Here is a 20389-nt window from a genome sequence, read left to right on the forward strand (position 1 = left end):
GGGGTTTCCTGTGGGCGACGCGGACAGCACGGACCGAAGCGGCGAACACCGGGCCTACATCGGCTCCTTCACCTCGGGGGGCGGCCGCGGTGTCACCATCGCGGCCGTGGATCCGAAGACCGGGGCGCTGACCCCGCTCTCGGTCGCCACCGCCGAGGATCCGTCGTACCTCGCCCTCGCGCGGGACGCCGGCGTCCTCTACGCGGTGAGCGAGACCGAGCGGGGCGGGGTGGCGGCGTTCCGGCGCACCGCCGGGGGCCTCGCCCCGCTCGGCGCACCCGTGTCCGTCGGCGGCTCCGGACCCACCCATGTCAGCGTGGCCGGAGGTCGCCTGTTCACCGCGAACTACACCTCGGGCAGCGTCAGCAGCCTCCCCCTGGACGCTGAGGGCCGCCCGCACGGCCCGGCGCGCGTCCTCGCACACCGGGGCTCCGGGCCCGACGCCGCCCGGCAGGCGGGTCCGCACGCCCACCAGGTGCTGCCGGACCCGACCGGCCGCTGGGTGCTGAGCGTCGATCTCGGCACCGATTCCGTACGGGTCTGCGCGCCGGACCCGGCCTCGGGCGGGCTGCGGCAGCACGCCGAGACGGCGCTGCGCGCCGGTACCGGCCCCCGCCACCTGGTCTTCCACCCGGAGGACGCGTTCGTCTACGTCCTGCACGAGCTGGAGCCGCAGGTGACCGTCTGCCGCTGGAACACCGCCCTGGGGCAGCTGGAGCCGGTCGGTGAGGTTCCGGTGGCCTCCGAGGGTGCCTCAGGGGTCGTACGGGCGTACCCATCGGCGATCGTGGCCTCGCCGGACGGGAGGTTCGTCTGGGCGGCCGTCCGCGGTACCGACGCGCTGGCCACCCTGTCCCTCGCCGACGGGCCCGGGAGGCCGCGGCTCACCGGCACCGTCGCCTGCGGCGGCAGCTGGCCGCGCGACCTCGCCGCGGACGCCACCGGGAGCCGCCTCTACGCGGCCAACGAGCACTCGGGAGACGTCACCTGGTTCGACGTGGACCCGTCGACCGGGCGGCCGCACAGGGCGGGCGCGCTCGCCGTCCCCGCCGCCACCTGCGTGGTCCTCGGCTGAGATGCCATGCGGGCCGGACGTGCGAAGGCCCCCGCAGTCCGGGTGCACCGGGTCTGCGGGGGCCTCCGTGGCGTGTCGGGCGGGTCAGTGCGCGGGCGAGCCCTGGGGGATCCCCAGCGCCGCGGTGTACTGCGCGACGGCCAGCTTGCCGAGCGCCGGGTAGGCGCCGAGCACCTCGGCGGTGGCGCAGTCGGCCTCCTTGCAGGCGGTGTCCAGCAGGCCGTCGGCCGCCTCCGGCCCGATCAGGTAGGGGGCGAGCGCGAGCTGAGTGGAGCCTTCGCGGCGCAGCTGCTCGGCGACCGCGGCCACCGAGCCCTCCTGGTCCAGCGCTGCCGCCTGGACGGGCACGGCGAGGCGGGCCGCGAGCAGCATGCCCGTGATCCCGGCGGCCTGCACGGCCTCCTCGCCCCCGGTGGTCGCCAGGACGATGCCGTCGGCGGCGGTGGTCACGGTGAAGAGGCGGGCGCGGTCGGCGCGGGCCAGACCGGCCTCGGAGAGGCGCACGTGCAGCCCCTCGGCCAGCAGCGGGTGCGGGCCGAGGACATCGGCCAGCTCGGCGGCGGCGGAGGAGTCCATCAGCGCCTGGCGCATCCGGCGCAGCAGGTCGCTGTCCGGACCGGCCAGCAGCGGGACGACCACGGCGTCCGGGCCGGACGGTTCGGACACCTCGTGGCCGGCGGCGCGGGCGAACTCCGCACGCGCGGTCCGGTCGGCCGCGACGGCGCTCAGCACGCCCGACAGCGACGGGAACTCGGTCGCGTCGTCACCTTCGAGGAAACCGATGCGGGCGTCGAGGCCCGGCAACTCGGAGCGGCCGATGCTGATGATCTCTTCCGCGAGCCCCCGCGAGGCGGCCGAGGGCGCACCGGGCACGGCGAGCACCAGCGCGGGCGCGCCCTCGGGCGCAGCCGCGGGCTCGGGCCGGCGGTGCCGTCCGGTCGGGCGGGGTCGCGGCATTCGTACGGGCAGGCCATTTGCGGGGCCAGTGGGGGAGCTCATGGCGCCGCATGCTACTGGCTTATCGGAACAAGGTGTTCGGGCAGGGCCTTTTCGTGTCGCATCTGTCCGTATTTATCCGTTGAATTGCAGATACGCTCAACTGACGGACGGCAAGCGCCAGTCCACAGGCTGTGCACCCTGGCCCACCAGCAGCTCGTTCGTCCTGCTGAACGGCCGGGAGCCGAAGAACCCGTAGTCGGCCGACTTGGGCGAGGGGTGCGAGGACTCCACCACGGGCAGGTCGCCGAGCAGCGGCCGCAGGTTGCGGGCGGCCCGGCCCCACAGGATGGAGACCAGCGGCTTCCCTCGGGCGGCCAGCGCGCGGATCGCCTGGTCGGTGACGGCCTCCCAGCCCTTGCCCTGGTGTGCGTTCGAGCGGCGGGGAGCGGTCGTGAGCGAGCGGTTGAGCAGGAGCACGCCCTGCCGGGTCCAGGGGGTGAGGTCGCCGTTCGCGGGCCGGCCGGTCCCTATGTCCCGGTGCATCTCCAGGAAGATGTTGTCCAGGCTCGGCGGCACGGGACGCACCTCGGGGGACACCGAGAAGGACAGGCCCACCGCGTGCCCCGGGGTGGGGTACGGGTCCTGGCCCACGATGAGGACCTTGACCTCGTCGAAGGGCTGCTGGAAGGCGCGCAGCACATGGGCCCCGGCGGGGACGTACGTCCTCCCCGCCGCGATCTCGGCTCGCAGGAAGTCGCCCATCGCGGCGATCTGCGCCGCCACCGGCTCCAGAGCGCGGGCCCAGCCCGGCTCGACGATCTCGTTCAACGGTCGTGCTGCCACGGTGGATCACTCTACTGGCCGATCGTCGCCGCCCGCACGCACAGCACGTCCGGCAGGTGCTCGGCGAGCAACTGCCAGCTGTCGCCGTCGTCGTGGCTGGCGTACAGCTCGCCGTTGCGGTTGCCGAAGTAGATGCCCGCGGGGTCCGCGTCGTCCGTGCAGAGTGCGTCCCGGAGCACCGTGCCGTAGTGGTCGGAGTCGGGCAGTCCGCGCGTCAGGGGCTCCCATGTGGCGCCCGCGTCCCCGGTGCGGAAGACCCGGCAGCGGCGCTCGGCCGGCACCCGGTCGGAGTCGGCGTTGAGGGGGAAGACGTAGGCGGTGTCCGGCCGGTGCGGGTGGGCCGCGACGGCGAACCCGAAGTCGGAGGGCAGCCCGTCCCCGATGTCGCTCCAGCGGCCCCCGGCATCGTCGCTGCGGTAGACGCCCCAGTGGTTCTGCAGGTACAGCCGGTCCGTGTCCCCGGCATCCCGGGCGATCTTGTGGACGCACTGGCCGAACTCGGGGTTCGGGTCGGGCAGGAACACCGCCGAGACGCCCTCGTTGGACGGCTGCCAGCTCGCCCCGCCGTCCACGGTCCGGAACACCCCGGCCGTGGAGACGGCCACCGTCACCGCGTCCGGGTCGCGGGGGTCGGTGAGGACCGTGTGCAGGCCCTCGCCACCCCCGCCCGGCACCCACTTCCCGCGGGTCGGGTGCTCCCACAGCGGGCGGACCAGCTCGAAGGACTCGCCGCGGTCGGTCGAGCGGAACAGCGCGGCCGGCTCGGTCCCGGCGTAGACCACGTCCGGCGCCTCGGGCCCGGCCGGCTGGAGCTGCCAGACCCGCTCCAGCGAGGCTCCGGTGTCCTGGGGGAACTTCACGGCCGGCCTGGCCGGTTCCCGCCAGGTGGCTCCTAGGTCGTCGGAGGTGAAGACGGACGGCCCCCAGTGCGTGCTGTCCGCGCCGACCAGCAGCCGGGGCGCCGGGCCGCGCCGGTCCACCGCGGCCGCGTAGACGGCCTGGGCGTTGAAGTGGGGCTCACCGAACTCCCACGGCCCGTCGCCCCGGCGGCGGCCGATGAACAGTCCCTTGCGGGTTCCCACGAGCAGCAGTACGTCGGCCATGGCCGGCACCTCCGGACCTCGTCCTCGCGCGCTTCGTTCCTCACAGAGCGTCTTTCCGGCCAGTCTGCACCCGGCCGCCGGCGAAGGCCCGGCAGGCGCCGCACACCTCGCATCGGATGATCTATACCGATCATTTACCGGCCGGAAATGATTGCGCCTTGCATGGGGGTGTTCGTAATGGGTTGACTTCAAGGGGTTGACTTCAAGCCAACGCCGCCGCACGTGAGAGGACGTATGTGGCCACCGAGCACCTGTCTCCGCTCGACCTCGCCTTCTGGCGGATGGAGTCCGCCGACCACCCGATGCACCTCGGCGCCCTCGCCGTCTTCCGCGCCGCCGGACCGCCCGGCTCCGGCGGCGGACGCCCCGCCGAGCGCCCCGCCGAGCGTGCCGCCGCACTCCTCACCGCGCGCTGCGCGGCGGTGCCGGGCCTGCGCCGCAGGATCCGGGACGTGCTCCTGCCCCTCGGCGCCGCCGCCTGGTCGCCGGACCCGGACTTCGACCCGGCGCGGCACGTCTTCCTCGTCCGCGCCGACCGCACCCTCCCGCACGAGGCCGCCGGGCCGCTGATGGCCCGCCCGCTGGACCGCGGGCTGCCGCCGTGGGAGGCGCACGTGCTGGACGGGCCGGATCCGGACTCCTTCGCCGTGCTCTTCAAGTTCCACCACGCCCTCGCCGACGGCCTGGGCGCCCTCGCCCTCGCGGCCGCGCTGTTCGACGACGTGCCGGGGCCGCGGTCCCCTGCGCGCCCGGTCCCGGGACAGCGGGCCGGGTCCGTCCTGGGGCGGCTGCCGGGGGCGCTGGCCGCGCGGGTCCAGGGGGTCGGACAGGCCCTGGAGATCGGGGCCGCCGTGGCCCGAGGCGGGTTGCCGCTGGGCGTTCCGGCCGCGCTCACGACGGGTCCCGCCGGCGCGGGCAGCCGCGCCGTCGCCGGTCTCGCGCTCGATCTGGACGAGGTCAATCTGATCCGCAAGGGGGCCGGCGGTACCGTCAACGACGTGCTGATCACCCTGGTCGCGGGCGCTCTGCGGCGCTGGCTGGCCGAGCGCGGCGACCCCGAGCCCCTGGGGGCGGGGCCGCGGGCCCTGATCCCGGTGTCCCGCCGCCGCGGTCCCCGGGGCGCCGAGGGCGCCGGGAACAGGCTTTCCGGGTACCTGCTCCGGCTGCCGCTGGCCGAGCCCGATCCGCTGCGCAGGCTGGACCGCGTACGGGCCGGCATGGACCGCAACAAGGACGCCGGGCCCGCCCGGGGTGCGGGGGCTGTCGCCCTGCTCGCGGACCACGTCCACCCGCTCGGCCACCGGCTCGGCGGCCCGCTCGTCGCCCAGGCGGCCCGCCTGCTCTACGACATCCTCGTCACCAGCGTCCCGCTGCCCGGTCTGACCTTTTCCCTCGGCGGTAGCCGGGTCCACGAGGTCTACCCGCTCGCGCCGCTGGCGCGCGGCCAGTCGTTGGCCGTCGCGGTCTCCACCTACAAGGGGACGGTTCACTACGGCCTGGTCGCCGACGGAGCCGCCGTTCCGGACCTGGCGGCGCTGGCAGGGGCGCTGCGCGCGGAGCTCGACACACTTGTACGAGAGGTCTCGTAGTACGAGGAGGTTCGTAGTATGGTGATTCTCGTACTTAGGCGCCGACCCCGGCGCGCCCGGTGACCCCTGGAGAGCCCCGATGAGTGCTGCCCCCGCCGTACCCGCTGCTTTCGCCGCCCTGTTCGAGCCGTACACCCTGCGTTCGGTCACCGTGCCGAACCGCGTGTGGATGGCCGCGATGTGCCAGTACAGCGCCGAGGCCTCCGGGCCGGACGCGGGGGTCGCCAACGACTGGCACTTCGCCCACTACGCCGCCCGCGCGACCGGCGGCACCGGCCTGATCATCCAGGAAGCCACCGCGGTCTCCCCCGAAGGCCGGATCTCCCCCTACGACCTCGGCATCTGGAACGACACCCAGGTCGAGGCGCTGCGCCGGATCACCGGCTTCCTCAAGGCCCGGGGGGCCGTGCCCGGCATCCAGATCGCCCACGCGGGCCGCAAGGCCTCCACCGACCGCACCTGGAAGGGCGGCGCACCGGTCGGCCCCGACGCGCACGGCTGGCAGCCGGTCGCCCCCAGCGCCGTGCCGTTCGCCGAGGGCCACGCGGTACCGCACGAGCTGACGACCGATGAGATCGCCGAGATCACCGGCCAGTTCGCGGCCGCGGCCGAGCGGGCGCTCGCGGCGGGTTACGAGGTCGTCGAGATCCACGGGGCCCACGGGTACCTGATCGGGGAGTTCCTCTCCCCGCACAGCAACAGGCGTACCGACGCCTACGGCGGATCCTTCGAGAACCGGACCCGGTTCGCCCTCGAGGTCGTCGACGCCGTGCGGGCGGTGTGGCCCGAGGAGCTCCCGCTCTTCTTCCGCATCTCCGCCACCGACTGGCTGGAGGAGGAGGGCTGGACCGCCGACGAGACCGTGCGCCTGGCCCGGCTCCTGCGGGAGCACGGAGTGGACCTCCTCGACGTCTCCACCGGAGGCCTCGCTCCGGGGGTGACGATCCCGGTCGGCCCCGGATACCAGGTGCCCTTCGCCGCCCGGGTGAAGGCCGAGACGGAGCTCCCGGTGGCCGCGGTCGGCCTGATCACCGAGCCCGAGCAGGCCGAGAAGATCCTGGCCAACGGCGAGGCCGACGCAGTCCTGCTGGGCCGCGAACTGCTGCGCGACCCGTTCTGGGCCCGCCGCGCGGCCGCCCGGCTGGGCGCGCCCGTCCGCACGCCCGAGCAGTACCACCGATCCTGGTGACGGCGGTGCGGCCGCGCCCACCGCGCCGTGGCCGCACCCACCCGTTCCCGCCGATTCCCGCGACCGCCACGCCTCCTTCGATGCCTCTCGTACCATGGGGATCCGGACCAAGCCGATTGAGCGGAGCAGGGACATGACGGATCGGGACACCTCCCGCAGCCTGGCCCACCCGGAGGCGGCCGAGATCCGCCTGGAAGGCGTGCTGCACGCCCTTTCCGACCCGGTGCGGCTCTCCATCGTCCTGGACCTGGCCAGCTCGGCGGACGACCTGGCCTGCTCGCACTTCGAGCTGCCCGTCACCAAGTCCACGACCACGCACCACTTCCGTGTCCTGCGGGAGAGCGGTGTCGTGCGCCAGGCCTACCGCGGCACCACCAAGCTCAACGCCCTGCGCCGCGACGACCTGGAGGCACTGTTCCCGGGTCTGCTCGACAGCGTCCTGACGGCGGCAGCGGCCGAGGCGGCCCGGCGCCCGTCCTGACCCGCTCCGGCCGTCCGCGCGGACCGCTGTCGTGGCGTCGGTCGAGGGACGGCTGCCGCGACCGCCTTCCGCGTGCCCCGACCTGACAGGGCGCCGCTCCTCAGGTTCGCCCGGCCGCGTCCAGCAGGCCCGCCCAGTCAGGGATCTTGACGGAGCGCCGTCCCAGGGAGTGTCCGAGGTCCGCCTCGGCCGACTCGATGGCCAGCCAGCCCGGCCACCGGACCGGGTGCAGGCCGGCCGCCCGCAGGGCGTCCAGCGGGTCGCCGGGCAGCTCGCGCCGGGCCAGTGCCCCGGCGTCCTGGAGCAGCGAGGAGGCGGTCTCCTTGGCACACGGCCGGTTCGTGCCGATCACGCCGGTCGGGCCGCGTTTGATCCAGCCCGCCACGTACTCGCCGAGCGAGGCCCGGCCCGCGCGCAGCACCCGGCCCGCGGCATGCGGGACGGTGCCCTTCGCCGGGTCGAAGGGCAGCCCGGCCAGGGGCACGCCCCGGTACCCGACGGAGCGCAGCACCAGCTGTGCGTCGAGGTCCTCGTGGACGCCCGTACCGGTCACCCCGCCGCGGCCGTCCGGCGCGGTCCGCTCGAAGCGCATCGCGCGGACCCGCCCGTCGGGCCCGCCCAGGATTTCCACCGGGCGCAGGTAGAACCGCAGGGCGATCCGGCGCGGTCCGGAGCCGGCGGCTCCGCCGGCCCACCCGCGCAGCACCTCCAGGTTGCGCCGCGCCACCGCAGGCAGTGCCGCGGCCGCGCCCGGATCGGCGTACAGCGGGTCCAGCGCCAGCTCGGCGGGGTCGGCCCGGGCCTCCACGCCCGGCAGCGTGCCCAGCTCCCGCAGCTCCTTGGTGGTGAACTTCCCTTGCGAGGGCCCGCGCCGGGCCACCATCGACACGCTGCCGAGCCCGCTGTCCGCGAGCGCGGCGAGTGCCGGCTGAGGCATGTCCGTGGGCGCCAGCTCCGCCGTGCCGCGGGCCAGGATCCGGGTCACGTCCACTGCGACGTTGCCCGCCCCGACCACCACCGCCGCCTCCACCCCGGGCAGGTCGAAGACCTCGGCAGCGGCGTCCGGGTGCCCGCTGTACCAGGACACGAAGGCCGTCGCGGAGTGCACCCCGGTCAGCTCCTCGCCCGGGATCCCCAGCAGCCGGTCCCGGGCGGCGCCCACGCAGTACACGACCGCGTGGTACAGCTCCAGCAGCCGCGGTACGGGCAGGGTCTCCCCGCCGACCTCCACGTTCCCGAGGAAGCGGATCCGCTCGTCCTCCAGCACGGTGCGCAGGCTGCCCTGCAGTGATTTGATCTTCTCGTGGTCGGGTGCGACCCCGTACCGCACCAGCCCGTAGGGGGCGGGTAGCCGGTCCAGTACGTCGACCCGTACCCCGGGCACCTCGCGCTGCTGGACCAGCGTCTGGGCCGCGTAGACCCCGCTGGGGCCCGATCCGACGACGGCGACACGAAGCACGGCGGAACTCCTCCCGCAGGTGGTTACAGCATGACACCGGTCCCTTCCGCCGGTCAGCCCATCGCGCGCATCCGGTGGATCTCGGCGCTCTGGGTGGCCACCACCTCGTTGGCCATCTCCTCGACGGCCACGTTGTTCCCGCCGGCCAGTGCCTCGCCCGCCATCGTCAGGGCCCCTTCGTGGTGGGTGGTCATCAGCTTCAGGAAGAGCCGGTCGAAGTCGGTTCCCCGGGCGTCGGCCAGCTCCCTGAGCTGCTGTTCGGTCGCCATGCCCGGCATCGAGGCGTGGTCGTGGACGGGGGCGTGGGCGCGTCCGGGGGCGGTCGTGGCGGTGCCCGCCGGCACCGGCGCCGGATGGCGGGCCAACCACTTCTCCATGGCGCCGATCTCCGGCTTCTGGCCGGCCGCGATCCGTTCGGCGAGGCGCTTCACGGGGTCCGCCGCCGCCCGTTCGGGTGCCAGCGCGCTCATCGTCAGCGCCTGGCGGTGGTGCTCGATCATCCGCTCCACGTAGGAGCGGTCGGCGGCGTTCGGGCTGTCGTCGGGTTTCGCCCTGGCGGCCTGTTCGGGAGTGAGCGTGCGTGACGTTTCGCCGGGTCTGCCCGGCGCGACGATTCGGGCCGGACCGTCGTCGGCCCGGTCCGCCCCGCCGTCTTGGCAGGCGGTGAGGGTCAGCAGGAGGCCGGCGGTCGCCGTCGCCGCGGCGAGCCGGAAGGCAACCGCGGTCGAGGCCCTGCGGCCCCGGAGGTCTTTTGCCATGTCCATGAAGGGAAGATACTGCCGGGGTCCTGGTTTCGTTCCCCCGCGGACGGAACCGATCGGGCTCCCATGGGAGGCACAGTGACCTCGCTGCACACCAGGAGAGCGCGCAACAGGGGAGTGGGGGTGGCCGTCGCGGCGGCCGGACTCCTCACGACCCTCCTCACGGCCGGACCGGCCGCAGCCACCCCCGACCCGGGCGACCTGACGCCCGGCCACGGCAACCACCAGAGCACGGGCACCGCCGAGGGCGGGGAAGCCGCCCCGGGCGACATCCCGGGCCAGGACGAGATCGTGCACAGCGCCAACATCAAACCCCTGGCCAACGTCCCCTCCACCGACCCGACGGCGATCAACTCGGACCTGGCGTTCCAGGGCCGGTACGCCTACGCGGGCAACTACAACGGCTTCACGATCTACGACATCGCCGATCCCAAGGCTCCGAAGAAGGTCACCGAGGTGTTGTGCCCGGGCGGGCAGAACGACATCTCCGTCGACGGCGACCTGCTCTTCCTCTCCACCGACTCCTCCCGCAGCGACGACTCCTGCAACAGCGTCTCGCAGCCCGCGACGGAGAAGTCCTCGTGGGAGGGCATCAAGATCTTCGACATCAAGGACAAGAAGAACCCCAAGTACATCAAGTCCGTCGAGACGGCCTGCGGCTCCCACACCCACACCCTGGTACCGGGCCGCAAGGACATCTACCTCTACGTCTCCTCCTACTCCCCGAGCGAGGCCTTCCCCGACTGCCAGCCGCCGCACGACGGCATCTCGGTGGTCAAGGTCCCCAAGAAGAGCCCGACGAAGGCCGCGGTCGTGGCCTTCCCGGTGCTCTTCCCCGACGGCGGCAACCCGGGTGCGCCCACCAACCCGGGCGTCTCCAAGACCACCGGCTGCCACGACATCACCGTGCTGCCGTCGAAGAACCTTGCCGCCGGCGCCTGCATGGGCGACGGCATCCTCTTCGACATCAGCCGGCCCGAGCAGCCACGCGTCATCGATCGGGTGCAGGACAACGTGAACTTCGCGTTCTGGCACTCGGCCACCTTCAACGAGCGAGCGGACAAGGTGGTGTTCACCGACGAACTCGGCGGCGGTGGCGGGGCCACCTGCAACGAGGCCACCGGCCCCGACCGGGGCGCCGACGGCATCTACGACATCACCGGCCGCGGGAACCAGCGCACACTCACCTTCCGCGGCTACTTCAAGATCCCGCGACACCAGGCCGACACCGAGAACTGCGTGGCCCACAACGGCTCACTGGTCCCGGTCGGCGGCGGCCGCGACATCATGGTGCAGGCCTGGTACCAGGGCGGCGTCTCGGTATGGGAGTTCACCGACTCCACCCGGCCCAGGGAGATCGCCTACTTCGAGCGCGGCCCGCTGACGACGGACCGGCTGGGCGTCGGCGGTTCCTGGTCCGCGTACTACTACAACGGGCACATCTACTCGAACGACATCACCAAGGGCCTCGACGTGCTGCGGCTCGACGACCGGCGCACCGACAGCGCCAAGAGGGTCCGCATGGACCGGCTCAACGTACAGACCCAGCCCGACTACCACTGAGCCGCGTGAGGTCAGAGGTGTGAAGGAGACGTTCCGCCGGGCGGCCCGCCGTCCGGCGGAACACCGAGCTCCCAGTCCAGCCCGTAGCGCTGGAACAGTTCCGCCCGCAGCCGGACGGCCGGCATCGGGGCACCGGGCAGCAGCACCGCCACGACCGCGCCCATCAGCAGGGCGCGCAGCAGCGGGTAGTCCGTGTCCACGTCCGCCGAGCCGTAGCGACCGACGGTGTCCCGCAGCAGTTCGGCCAGCCGCTGCTGCTCCGGGCACTGCACGAAACCCTCGGCCGTGAGGATGCCCGCCATGTGCGTCCGCATCAGCAGCGGTTCGTCCCGCGCGAGCCCCAGGACCGCGTCGATGGCGCGCGCGAGCCGCTCGCGCCCGTCCTCGCTGCGGGGCTCGCGCTCCAGCGCGGCGTACAGGGTCAGGTGCATCAGTCGGTGCACGGCCGACTGGAGCAACTGCCGCTTGCCCGGGAAGTAGTACGAGACCAGGCCGCGCGCCGCCCCCGCCCGGTCGGCGATGTCGCCGAGTGTGGTGGCCTCGTAGCCCCGCTCGGCGACGAGCTCCACCGTGGACTGCAGCAGCCGCTCCCGGGAACGTCTGCGCAATTCTTCATTGACCGATGCGCTGCGCGGGGACATGCTTACTCCTGCGTTGACTGGCTCGCGGCCAATATACTCAGCGCACGGCGTCGCCTGCTCTGGGTGACACGGGGGATCATCCAGGGCAGGCACGCCCCGTCCTCAGCGCCGTCCTCCGCGCGCTCCTCGGCTCAGCGCTCCACCGGCTCGCGCCCACCGAAGCGCAGCGACGTCGCCAGAACCACCAGGACCGTGCCCAGCAGCCAGCCCGCCACGACGTCCGAGAACCAGTGGACGCCGAGGTAGAGCCGGGTGAAGCCGACGCCGAGGACCGAAAGGGCCGCCACGGCCCAGGCGGCCGGGGCCCACGTCGGGGCGGGGCGGGGGACCAGCCACAGCAGCATCCCGCACACCACCGTCGCCGTCAGGGCGTGCCCGGACGGGTAGGCCGCGGAGTGCGCGGAGTCCACCGGGTCCGACCACACCGGGCGCTCCCGCCCCACAGCGACCTTCAGCCCCTGTGACACCGCCAAAGCGCCCACCGTCGCAAGCGCCACGCGCAGCGCCCGCTCCCGGTCGCCGCGCCACCACAGGAGGAAAGCGGCCACGGCAGCCAGCACCCGCATGGTCCACGGGTCCCAGACCAGGTCGGACAGCACCCGCATGGACTCCCTGACCCCGGAGTGGACGACGGCGTGGGCGTGCAGGTCCCGCGCGACCCGGTCGTCCCAGGCCGACAGGGGCTGCCAGCCCGTGACCACCAGGGCGGTCAGCACCGCCGCAAGCAGCGCGCAGCCGATGCCCACCCGACGCAACAGATCGTTCCACATGAAGGGATCCTTGCACCGGCGACGGCCCGGCGGGGCCGGACACCCCTGGAATGTCGCGCCGGTCGGGCCGGGCCCGCGGCGCCGGGGCACCTCCTACGCCAGCGCGCTCAGCCCCGGTACGAAGGCCACCAGCAGGGGGACGGCCGGGATCAGCGTGGCCAGTGCGGTCAGTCGCAGCCGGCGGCCCGGCGACAGCCGGGGCGCGGCCGACAGCAGTCTGCGCACCCGCTGCGGGACGTGCGCCTCCGGCGCCGAGGAGGCCGCGAACACCCCGCGGTCCTCATTGAGTCCGACGAGCGCCAGCGCGACCGTCAGCCGCCCGAACCGCCGCGAGGCCATGTCGTCGGCGGCCAGCTCCACCAGCCGGTGCATCTCCGCCTCGAAGGCCGCGAAGACGGGCACTTGGGGGAAGGCGCGGGCCAGCGCCCGCGAACAGTGCAGCAGCCAGTCGTGCCGGGCCGCCGCGTGCCCCTGCTCGTGCGCCATCACGGCGTCCAGCTGGCTTCCCTTGAGCCGGCCCAGCGCCGCCGTCGTGACCACCAACTGCGGCGCCGCTCCCGGCAGCCACCAGGCATCCGGCCGCGGACCCTCCAGTACGACGAGCCGAGCCCCCACCGGGTCCTCTCCGGGCAGCAGCGGGGCCCGCTGCATCAGTTCGCTGCCCTGCGCGCGCCGACGGGCCCGGGCCCGCAGCACCTCCCCGGCCAGCATCGCCCCGGTCCACAGGCCGCCGCCCGCGAGCGCGAGGGCGGTGACGGCGGCCCACGGGCCGCCGGACGTGCCCAGTGCGTACGCGTCGACCACCCCGTGCGGGGCGGCGGCGAAGAGCCGGCCCCGGACCGCCTGCCAGGCCGCCGCGGAGCTCAGCAGCATGGACAGCCCGAGGCACAGCAGTACCGCACCGACGACGCACTGCCATGCCCACAGGGCCACGACCGGTTCTCGCTCGGGCCACTGGGCACGGGCCAGCAGGCGGGGGGCGAGCACCGCGGTCAGGGCGCCGAGCACGAGGAGGGCGGCGGGGACCATCATGGCCACCAGCCTAGAAGCGAGGGGCTACCTGCGGGTACGGGACGGCGGCATTGGTGACGCAGGACACGTTTGCCGGCTGTCGTCACATCGACAGCAGCATCGCCAACATCCCCATTCCCATGGCGAGTCGGCAGGCCCGGTCGAGCTCCGTGGGGGCCCCGTGCGGGGGCCCGGGAGCCGTACCGCCCCCCGTGGCCAGCCGGGTGCCGCCGAGCATCACGTAACCGGCGTAGTAGAGCAGGAGCACCCCGGTCAGCAGCGGAGGTCCCGCCCCCCGGCCGTGCCCGTGCGTGCCCCCGGAGCCCGCCGCCGCGGCCATGTACACCATCGTCAGCGACCCCACCAGGTGGTGCAGGTGGTGGGTCGTCCCGCCCCGCAGCAGCCACAGGGCGTGCACGGCCGCGGCGCAGAAGACCGCACCCAGCACGGGCGGACGCCACGCACCGGCGGCCCCGAGCGGCACCGCCATGACCGCCATCCCGATTCCCATCACCGCCTCACCGGCTGCGTCCCCGCGCCCCCCGCATGCCCGCCGCAGGCAGTACCCGCCGCTCACCGCGCACAGCAGCACCAGCAGCCAGGCGGAAACGGAGGCGGACAGGGACGAGGCGGATCCGTGCACGGCGGAACCTCCCGGTTCGTCGGCGTCACGGAGAGGGATGCCCTTCTCACGGGGCCCTCACGCGGGTGGGGATAGGCTCTCCCCGCCGTCCCAGGCATGTCATATGCCACCGCACCGAACGGAGCGCCCATGTCGACCGCCCAGCCCGCAGCCCTCAGCTTCCGCAGCGCCGTCGAGGCGGACGTTCCGGAACTGGTGGCGCTCGTGGAGTCCGCGTACCGCGGGGACGCCAGCCGGGCCGGCTGGACCACCGAGGCGGACTACCTGGACGGACAGCGCACCGATCCGGACGGGGTCCGCGCCGTTATCGAGAGCCGGGCCGGGGTCCTGCTCGTCGTCGAGCGAGCGGGCGAGCTCGTCGCCTGCTGCCACATCGAACACCGGGGCGACCACGCGTACTTCGGCATGTTCGCTGTCCGTCCGGGGCTCCAGGGCGCCGGCCTCGGCAAGGAGATCCTCGCCGAGGCGGAGCGCCGTGCCCGCGAGACGTGGGGCGCCGGGGAGATGCGGATGACGGTGGTGAACGTACGGGAGGAGCTCATCGCCTACTACGTGCGCCGTGGCTACCGGCGCACCGGCGAGCTGAGCCCCTTCCCGTACGGCGACGAGCGCTTCGGCATCCCGCTCCGCGACGACCTCGCCTTCGAACTGCTGGTCAAGCCGCTCCAGCCGTGAACCGCCCGCCAGGGTCTCCGCTCAGGCGGTGAAGCGGCCCGTGCTGCGGATCTCCGGGAAGTCCGTGGCCACGCCGTCGAGCCCGAGCGCCCGTGCCAGCCGCAGTTGGTCGAGGGTGTTGACCGCGAGGCCCGTCATCCGCAGGCCCGCCGCGTGCGCCGCCTCCACCGCCTCCAGGGCGATCACGCGGATGTCCAGGGCGATCGCCGCCGCGCCCGCGGCCACCGCCCGGCCCACGGCGGCCTCGGCGCCCTCGACCGGGGACGGGACGAACAGGGTGGTGCGCACCCCCGGCACCCGCCGGGCGGCCTCGGTGAGCACTGCCTCGTGCGCGGAGCCGATCTCCACCCGGGAGACCAGGTCGCGGCGCAGGAGCAGGTCCGCGAGCGCGATGGCCGCGGCCCGGTCCTGGACGGACACGTGCAGCGGCGGCCGTACGGCGTCCAGCACCTCCTCGAACACCGGGATGCGCTCACCCTGGCCGGCGTCCAGACCGCGCAGCTCGGCCAGGGTCAGGTCGGCGACGGTCCCCGATCCGTCGGTGGTCCGGTCCACCTCGGGGTCGTGCACGGCGACGAGGACGCCGTCCTTGCTCAGCCTGAGGTCCAGCGCGATGGCGTCCATGCCGGCACGTTCCGCTCGGATGTACGACCGCAGGGTGTTCTCCGGTTCGACACCCATGACCCCGCGGTGACCGATGGTGAGGAAAGTCAAGGTTCTCTCGCTTCCGTCGACGGCGGCTCCCCGCGCGGTCGCGGTGTCCCTGCCGGCCGCGCGCGATGAGGTCGCATGCTAGTGCGCCGCTCGTGGATGCGGACCACGCCTGCACGGGCCCGCGGGAGCGCCACCGGCCGCTTCCCGCCAGGGTTGTGCGCCCCCGCGAGGGCTTTCGCGGCCGTGCCGCGTCACCCGGGCGTGGGCGCGTCCCCGCGGGCTTGACGTGCCGCCGCACCGTGCCGCGTGGAGGATCCCCCGAGGTCGGCCAACAGGGCTTCGCCAGGCTCCAGTTCGGCGAGATGCTGCCGTTCGCTCCAGCGCAGCGCGAGGGCGGGGAGGGTCCCTTCCGGTACGCCGGCGGGCTGGTCCGTCGCCTCGCGCGCTGCGCCCGGTTCACCCCGGGTGTGCGCCGGCTCACCGACCGTCGTCCGCCGCGGGGCCGGTTCGGCCGGGTGGCCGAGCCGGATTCGCAGCAGCAGCCCGTGCTTGAGCACCGGGGGTCTGCGTCCGCCCTTCCGGAGCCCCGGGGCGGCCACCGCGGGGGACCGGCCTCGGCGGCCGCGGCCCGCTGGCCTCCCCACTGCGCGCCGCCCCCGCCGTGCTGCCGCCCGCGCACCGGGTGGTCGCCGGGTGCGATCCGCTGCGGGACGACGGGAGGGTGTACCACCGCTGGCTGGCGCGCAGCGGAATCCGGTCGGTTCTGGACGTCCATCCCGGCATGTTTCACGGCTTCCCGGGGCTGGCCGCGGTACTGCCACAGGCATGTGAAGCCTTGGCGTGACTGGGCGGAGCTATCAGTTCCGCCCTGACTGACGGGAAGACTTTCGGTGAATCGGGGGGTGATGCAGGATATTTTCCCGAATCTCCTCTTGAGTGGGAGAGCCTCGCACGCATACGCTGTGCGGACGTGAGGTTCTCCTGTGGAGGAAGTGACATGACGGAAACTCTTGTGCCGGGCGTCGGCGGTGCCGTGATATCCGCTGGAGCGCGGGTGGTCGACCACCCTGCGTGGCTCGAGCTCAAGGCCGCCGTGGAGGAGATCCGTCCCTGGCAGGCCGCCGACGGTTCCATCGACTTCGAGGCGGAGGGCGAGCACGCCCGCGCCACCGTCAAGGCAGCGGTCGAGCGCGTGATCGGCGCCGTCGAGACGCTTTCCCCGCTGCTCCCGCACGCCACCGCCTACCACCAGGCGCTCGTCGCCGACCTGCGCAAGTGGGCCGCGGACGACTTCGGCGTACCGGACTTCCTCGACTCCCTGATGGCCTTCCACCCGGCCGCCGAGCGCGCCGACGGCCTGCAGCACCTCGTCGTCTTCCCGATGTACACGCAGAACGGCAACCCGGACCGCAACCTCGAGGCCGTCGTGCTGAAGATGGTGTGGCCCGAGTGGCTCTCCGAGCTGGAGCGCACCCGCTACGACAACCCGCTCTTCCTCGGTATCACCTTCGAGGACTTCACCCCGGGCTACGACACGCACTCCGCCGTGCTGTTCCCGGAGACCATCGCCGTGCGCGAGGCGCCCGAGCGCTTCACCTGGGGCGGCATCTTCTGTGACCGCGAGGCCGCCCGCTACCGCAAGGTGACCGCGGCCGCCGTCGACATCCTGGGCATCGACCTGCCCGAGGACATCGCGCGCATGGTCGACGACCAGGAACGCTGCGAGAAGGCGTTCGTCCTGTGGGACATGGTCCACGACCGCACCCACAGCCACGGCGACCTGCCGTTCGACCCCTTCATGATCAAGCAGCGTCAGCCGTTCTGGATGTACGGCCTGGAGGAGCTGCGCTGCGACCTCACCGCCTTCAAGGAGGCCGTGAAGCTGGAGTCCGAGGGCAACGAGCACGGCCGTGACGTGCAGTACGCCGTCCTCTTCGACCGGATGTTCCGCTTCCCGGTTTCCGGCGACCGCAACCGCAACTACGACGGTCTCGGCGGCCAGCTGCTCTTCGCCTACCTCCACAAGCACGACGTCGTGCGCTGGACGGACAACAAGCTGAAGATCGACTGGATGCGCGCCCCGCAGGTCACCAACCAGCTCTGCGCCGAGATCGAGGACCTCTACCGGGCCGGCATCGACCGCCCGAAGCTGGTCCACTGGTTCAAGGCCTACGAGCTCGTCTCCACCTACCTCGCCCCGCACCCGGGCTCCAAGTGGGCCAAGGGCGCCGACGCGCTCGACCTGACGCAGCCGCCGCGCAAGCTCGTCGACGACGTGCTTCCGGACGAGTTTCCGCTCAGCATGTTCTTTGAGGCGCTCGCCAAGAAGCTCAAGGGCACCATCGCCTCGACCAAGGGCATCACCGCTCTGAACGCCGAGCACGGCGAGCGGGTCGCCGCGTGAGCACTCGCCCACAGGAGGCTGTACCGATGAACGGCTCCCACAACGGCAACGGAAAGCTGCACGGAGCGGTGGTGGCGGTGGCCGGAGCCGGCGGGCCCGCCGGCCGCGCGGCCCTGCTCCGCCTCGCCGAGGCCGGCGCGGTGGTCGTCGCCTCCGACGCCGATCCGGCACGGCTCGCGGAAGCCGTCGACGCGGCACGCTACGCCCATGGCGGCGCCACCATCACCGGTGACACCGTCGACCTGCTCGACCTGGACGCCACCAAGGCGTGGGCCGAGCAGACCGAGAAGGAGTTCGGGCGGGTCGACGGACTGGTCCACCTCGTCGGCGGCTGGCGCGGCAGCAAGACCTTCACCGACGTCGACCTCGCCGACTGGGCCTTCCTGGAGAAGCTCCTCATCCGCACCGTCCAGCACACCTCGCTCGCCTTCCACGACGGACTGCTGCGCAGCGACCGCGGGCGCTACGTCCTGGTGAGCCAGTCCGGCGCGCACAAGCCGGTCGCCAACAACGCCGCGTACAACGCGGGCAAGGCGGCCGCCGAGGCGTGGACCCTCGCCATGGCGGACTCGTTCCGCAAGGCGGGGGGTGACGAGGGGCCCGGCGCGGCAGCTGCGATCCTGGTCATCAAGGCACTGGTGCACGACGCGATGCGCGCCGAGCGTCCCAATGCGAAGTTCGCGGGCTTCACCGACGTGAAGGAGCTGGCCGAGGCCATCGCCGGCGTGTGGGAGCGGCCCGCCATCGATGTGAACGGACAGCGTCTGTGGCTCACTCCGCAACCGTGAAGACCGATGCCCGCCGGCACCACGATCCGGCAGTGCGCGGCTTCGCCAGCGACAACTACGCGGGAGTCCATCCGGAGATCCTGGAGGCCCTCGCGCTCGCCAACGGAGGTCACCAGGTCTCCTACGGCGAGGACGAGTACACCGAACACCTGCAGAAGATCGTCCGCAGCCACTTCGGCCCGTACGCGGAGGCCTTCCCGGTCTTCAACGGCACCGGCGCGAACGTCACCGCCCTCCAGGCGATGACGGACCGCTGGGGTGCGGTGATCTGCGCCAAGAGCGCCCACATCAACGTGGACGAGGGCGGCGCGCCGGAGCGGATGGCCGGGCTCAAGCTGCTCGCCGTGCCCACCCCGGACGGCAAGCTCACGCCCGAGCTGATCGACGAGGAGGCCTGGGGCTTCGAGGACGAGCACCGCGCGATGCCGCAGGTGGTCTCGATCACCCAGAACACCGAGCTCGGCACGGTCTACACCCCGGACGAGATCAGGGCCATCTGCGACCACGCCCATGGCCTCGGCATGAAGGTGCACCTCGACGGCGCCCGGATAGCCAACGCCGCGGCCTCGCTCGACATGCCGATGCGCACCTTCACGAACACCGTCGGCGTCGACGTGCTGTCCTACGGCGGCACCAAGAACGGCATGATGTTCGGCGAGGCCATCGTCGTGCTCAACCCGGACGCGGCCCGGCAGATGAAGCACGTCCGCAAGATGTCGATGCAGCTCGCGTCGAAGATGCGCTTCGTTTCGGTGCAGCTGGAGGCGCTGCTCGCCAAGGACCTGTGGCTGCGCAACGCCCGCCACGCCAACGAGATGGCGCAGCGACTGGCCGCCGGGGTCCGCGAGACCGACGGCGTGGAGATCCTCTACCCGGTGCAGGCGAACGCGGTGTTCGCGCGGCTGCCGCACGAGGTGTCGCGGCGCCTGCAGAAGCGTTACCGCTTCTACTTCTGGGACGAGGCTGCCGGTGACGTCCGCTGGATGTGCGGCTTCGACACCCAGGAGGAGGACGTGGACGGCTTCCTCCAGGCCCTCAAGGAGGAGCTCGCCCGCTAGGCAGGGACCGCGGAACACACAAATACTGCATAGGTATGCCGCTCACTGTAAATCCATTGATGGATGGTGGGTGGCACACCTATGCTCCGGGCCATGCAGCTGATGCAGCAGGATCCCGACGTCCTCGCCTACCTGGCTTCGGATGAAGCCGTGGACCACCGGCATCCCCGCGTGCGGGACAACGCCAAAGCCCTCTGGTCGGCCACCGGGGACGCCTACGCGTACGCGGAGGCCGCCTTCGAGTTCGTCCGCGACACCATCGCGCACTCCGCCGACTCCGGGGACCCTCGGGTCGCCTGGCGGGCCTCCGACGTGCTGGGTACGCGCAACGGCATCTGCCACGCCAAGTCCCACGCCCTGGTCGCCCTGCTGCGCGCCCAGGGGGTTCCGGCCGGGCTGTGCTACCAGCGCCTCGCCGACGACGACGGCTCCAACCCCCTCGTCCACGGGCTGATCGCGCTGCGTCTGCCCGGCAGCGACCGCTGGAGCCGCCTCGATCCGCGTGGCAACAGGCCCGGGGTCGACGCCCGCTTCGACCTCGCCGAGGAGCGCCTGGCCTTCCCCGTCCGCCCGGAACTGGGCGAGGTCGACTACCCCGGGCTGTACGCGGCCCCGCACCCGGCCGTACTGGCGGCCCTCCAGGATTCCGCGGACCGGCAGGAACTGTGGCGGAAGCTGCCGACGGCGCTCTGAGACGCCTCCGCGGACGGCCCCCGGGAGAACCCGGGGTGCGCCCGTCCCCC

At 73.0% G+C, this 20389-nt stretch carries 22 protein-coding genes; 11 read left to right on the forward strand and 11 right to left on the reverse strand.

Features of this window, described 5'->3' with window-relative positions:
* Positions 1-10: 10 nt before the first annotated feature.
* The gene (locus tag AW27_RS30685; RefSeq protein WP_037921728.1) at positions 11-1075 is read left to right on the forward strand and encodes a lactonase family protein; all 1065 of its coding nucleotides are present in this window, start codon (positions 11-13) and stop codon (positions 1073-1075) included.
* An 84-nt stretch (positions 1076-1159) separates the two neighbouring features.
* On the opposite strand, the gene AW27_RS30690 is transcribed toward AW27_RS30685, so the two are convergent.
* The 3 genes from AW27_RS30690 to AW27_RS30700 form a co-directional block, all read right to left on the reverse strand.
* Positions 1160-2074 (reverse strand): sirohydrochlorin chelatase, encoded by a 915-nt coding sequence (locus AW27_RS30690; protein WP_078556453.1) that lies wholly within the window; start codon positions 2072-2074, stop codon positions 1160-1162.
* A 96-nt stretch (positions 2075-2170) separates the two neighbouring features.
* Complete coding sequence (locus AW27_RS30695; RefSeq protein ID WP_037921730.1) at positions 2171-2857, reverse strand: uracil-DNA glycosylase; 687 nt, start codon at positions 2855-2857, stop codon at positions 2171-2173.
* A gap of 11 nt (positions 2858-2868) precedes the next feature.
* On the reverse strand, positions 2869-3960 hold the full coding sequence (locus AW27_RS30700) for a WD40/YVTN/BNR-like repeat-containing protein (RefSeq protein WP_037921732.1): 1092 nt from the start codon (positions 3958-3960) through the stop codon (positions 2869-2871).
* Positions 3961-4196: 236 nt separating this feature from the next.
* On the opposite strand from AW27_RS30700, the gene AW27_RS30705 reads away from it, so the two are divergent.
* The 3 genes from AW27_RS30705 to AW27_RS30715 all read left to right on the forward strand — a co-directional run bounded on the left by AW27_RS30705 (position 4197) and on the right by AW27_RS30715 (position 7219).
* A complete protein-coding gene (locus AW27_RS30705) occupies positions 4197-5549 on the forward strand; it encodes a wax ester/triacylglycerol synthase family O-acyltransferase (RefSeq protein ID WP_037921734.1) in 1353 nt (450 codons plus the stop codon).
* A 79-nt stretch (positions 5550-5628) separates the two neighbouring features.
* On the forward strand, positions 5629-6738 hold the full coding sequence (locus AW27_RS30710; protein ID WP_037921736.1) for an NADH:flavin oxidoreductase/NADH oxidase: 1110 nt from the start codon (positions 5629-5631) through the stop codon (positions 6736-6738).
* A gap of 133 nt (positions 6739-6871) precedes the next feature.
* The gene (locus AW27_RS30715; protein WP_037921738.1) at positions 6872-7219 is read left to right on the forward strand and encodes an ArsR/SmtB family transcription factor; all 348 of its coding nucleotides are present in this window, start codon (positions 6872-6874) and stop codon (positions 7217-7219) included.
* 100 nt (positions 7220-7319) lie between these two features.
* Here the strand turns inward: AW27_RS30715 and AW27_RS30720 are convergent, their stop codons facing one another.
* Both AW27_RS30720 and AW27_RS30725 read right to left on the reverse strand, forming a co-directional pair.
* Complete coding sequence (locus AW27_RS30720) at positions 7320-8678, reverse strand: FAD-dependent oxidoreductase (protein WP_037921741.1); 1359 nt, start codon at positions 8676-8678, stop codon at positions 7320-7322.
* A gap of 53 nt (positions 8679-8731) precedes the next feature.
* The gene (locus AW27_RS30725; protein WP_236647637.1) at positions 8732-9442 is read right to left on the reverse strand and encodes a DUF305 domain-containing protein; all 711 of its coding nucleotides are present in this window, start codon (positions 9440-9442) and stop codon (positions 8732-8734) included.
* 75 nt (positions 9443-9517) lie between these two features.
* Between AW27_RS30725 and AW27_RS30730 the strand changes: the two genes are divergently transcribed.
* Positions 9518-11002 (forward strand): LVIVD repeat-containing protein, encoded by a 1485-nt coding sequence (locus AW27_RS30730; RefSeq protein ID WP_106967593.1) that lies wholly within the window; start codon positions 9518-9520, stop codon positions 11000-11002.
* A gap of 11 nt (positions 11003-11013) precedes the next feature.
* Here AW27_RS30730 and AW27_RS30735 read toward each other — a convergent pair whose 3' ends face one another.
* From AW27_RS30735 to AW27_RS30750, 4 genes are all read right to left on the reverse strand, one after another.
* Positions 11014-11643: a TetR/AcrR family transcriptional regulator gene (locus tag AW27_RS30735; protein ID WP_037921746.1), complete on the reverse strand. Its 630-nt coding sequence runs from the start codon at positions 11641-11643 to the stop codon at positions 11014-11016.
* Positions 11644-11774: 131 nt separating this feature from the next.
* Positions 11775-12413 carry a phosphatase PAP2 family protein gene (locus AW27_RS30740; protein WP_078556455.1) on the reverse strand — a complete coding sequence of 213 codons (639 nt, stop codon included), beginning with the start codon at positions 12411-12413 and terminating at the stop codon, positions 11775-11777.
* A gap of 93 nt (positions 12414-12506) precedes the next feature.
* On the reverse strand, positions 12507-13445 hold the full coding sequence (locus AW27_RS30745) for a M56 family metallopeptidase (protein WP_037921749.1): 939 nt from the start codon (positions 13443-13445) through the stop codon (positions 12507-12509).
* 82 nt (positions 13446-13527) lie between these two features.
* Positions 13528-14067 (reverse strand): DUF5134 domain-containing protein, encoded by a 540-nt coding sequence (locus AW27_RS30750; protein WP_078556457.1) that lies wholly within the window; start codon positions 14065-14067, stop codon positions 13528-13530.
* A 129-nt stretch (positions 14068-14196) separates the two neighbouring features.
* Between AW27_RS30750 and AW27_RS30755 the strand changes: the two genes are divergently transcribed.
* Positions 14197-14742, forward strand: a complete 546-nt coding sequence (locus AW27_RS30755; RefSeq protein WP_037921751.1) for a GNAT family N-acetyltransferase — start codon at positions 14197-14199, stop codon at positions 14740-14742.
* 21 nt (positions 14743-14763) lie between these two features.
* Here the strand turns inward: AW27_RS30755 and AW27_RS30760 are convergent, their stop codons facing one another.
* Positions 14764-15456, reverse strand: a complete 693-nt coding sequence (locus AW27_RS30760; protein WP_037921753.1) for a glycerophosphodiester phosphodiesterase — start codon at positions 15454-15456, stop codon at positions 14764-14766.
* A gap of 191 nt (positions 15457-15647) precedes the next feature.
* Positions 15648-15953: a hypothetical protein gene (locus AW27_RS30765; protein ID WP_052030577.1), complete on the reverse strand. Its 306-nt coding sequence runs from the start codon at positions 15951-15953 to the stop codon at positions 15648-15650.
* A 74-nt stretch (positions 15954-16027) separates the two neighbouring features.
* Here AW27_RS30765 and AW27_RS34490 point away from each other — a divergent pair, with 74 nt between their 5' ends.
* From AW27_RS34490 to AW27_RS30785, 5 genes are all read left to right on the forward strand, one after another.
* Positions 16028-16240, forward strand: coding sequence for an alpha/beta hydrolase (locus AW27_RS34490; protein WP_078556459.1), 213 nt, complete (start codon positions 16028-16030; stop codon positions 16238-16240).
* A gap of 153 nt (positions 16241-16393) precedes the next feature.
* Positions 16394-17800: a DUF6421 family protein gene (locus AW27_RS30770; protein ID WP_052030579.1), complete on the forward strand. Its 1407-nt coding sequence runs from the start codon at positions 16394-16396 to the stop codon at positions 17798-17800.
* 26 nt (positions 17801-17826) lie between these two features.
* The gene (locus AW27_RS30775) at positions 17827-18588 is read left to right on the forward strand and encodes an SDR family NAD(P)-dependent oxidoreductase (protein ID WP_037921756.1); all 762 of its coding nucleotides are present in this window, start codon (positions 17827-17829) and stop codon (positions 18586-18588) included.
* A complete protein-coding gene (locus tag AW27_RS30780; RefSeq protein WP_172671329.1) occupies positions 18585-19646 on the forward strand; it encodes a threonine aldolase family protein in 1062 nt (353 codons plus the stop codon). Before AW27_RS30775 ends, AW27_RS30780 begins: the two co-directional genes overlap by 4 nt.
* A gap of 93 nt (positions 19647-19739) precedes the next feature.
* Positions 19740-20339 carry a transglutaminase-like domain-containing protein gene (locus AW27_RS30785; RefSeq protein ID WP_037922814.1) on the forward strand — a complete coding sequence of 200 codons (600 nt, stop codon included), beginning with the start codon at positions 19740-19742 and terminating at the stop codon, positions 20337-20339.
* Positions 20340-20389: the final 50 nt, after the last annotated feature.

The sequence above is a fragment of the Streptomyces sp. PCS3-D2 genome (assembly GCF_000612545.2).
Lineage (GTDB): Bacteria > Actinomycetota > Actinomycetes > Streptomycetales > Streptomycetaceae > Streptomyces.

Bases quoted from the DNA above. Each gene is read 5' to 3' on its own strand.
- AW27_RS30690 (WP_078556453.1), bottom strand. From the start codon at position 2,074: ATGAGCTCCCCCACTGGCCCCGCAAATGGCCTGCCCGTACGAATGCCG.
- AW27_RS30700 (WP_037921732.1), bottom strand. From the start codon at position 3,960: ATGGCCGACGTACTGCTGCTCGTGGGAACCCGCAAGGGACTGTTCATC.
- AW27_RS30710 (WP_037921736.1), top strand. From the start codon at position 5,629: ATGAGTGCTGCCCCCGCCGTACCCGCTGCTTTCGCCGCCCTGTTCGAG.
- AW27_RS30715 (WP_037921738.1), top strand. From the start codon at position 6,872: ATGACGGATCGGGACACCTCCCGCAGCCTGGCCCACCCGGAGGCGGCC.
- AW27_RS30725 (WP_236647637.1), bottom strand. From the start codon at position 9,442: ATGGACATGGCAAAAGACCTCCGGGGCCGCAGGGCCTCGACCGCGGTT.
- AW27_RS30735 (WP_037921746.1), bottom strand. From the start codon at position 11,643: ATGTCCCCGCGCAGCGCATCGGTCAATGAAGAATTGCGCAGACGTTCC.
- AW27_RS30740 (WP_078556455.1), bottom strand. From the start codon at position 12,413: ATGTGGAACGATCTGTTGCGTCGGGTGGGCATCGGCTGCGCGCTGCTT.
- AW27_RS30745 (WP_037921749.1), bottom strand. From the start codon at position 13,445: ATGATGGTCCCCGCCGCCCTCCTCGTGCTCGGCGCCCTGACCGCGGTG.
- AW27_RS30755 (WP_037921751.1), top strand. From the start codon at position 14,197: ATGTCGACCGCCCAGCCCGCAGCCCTCAGCTTCCGCAGCGCCGTCGAG.
- AW27_RS30770 (WP_052030579.1), top strand. From the start codon at position 16,394: ATGACGGAAACTCTTGTGCCGGGCGTCGGCGGTGCCGTGATATCCGCT.
- AW27_RS30775 (WP_037921756.1), top strand. From the start codon at position 17,827: ATGAACGGCTCCCACAACGGCAACGGAAAGCTGCACGGAGCGGTGGTG.
- AW27_RS30785 (WP_037922814.1), top strand. From the start codon at position 19,740: ATGCAGCTGATGCAGCAGGATCCCGACGTCCTCGCCTACCTGGCTTCG.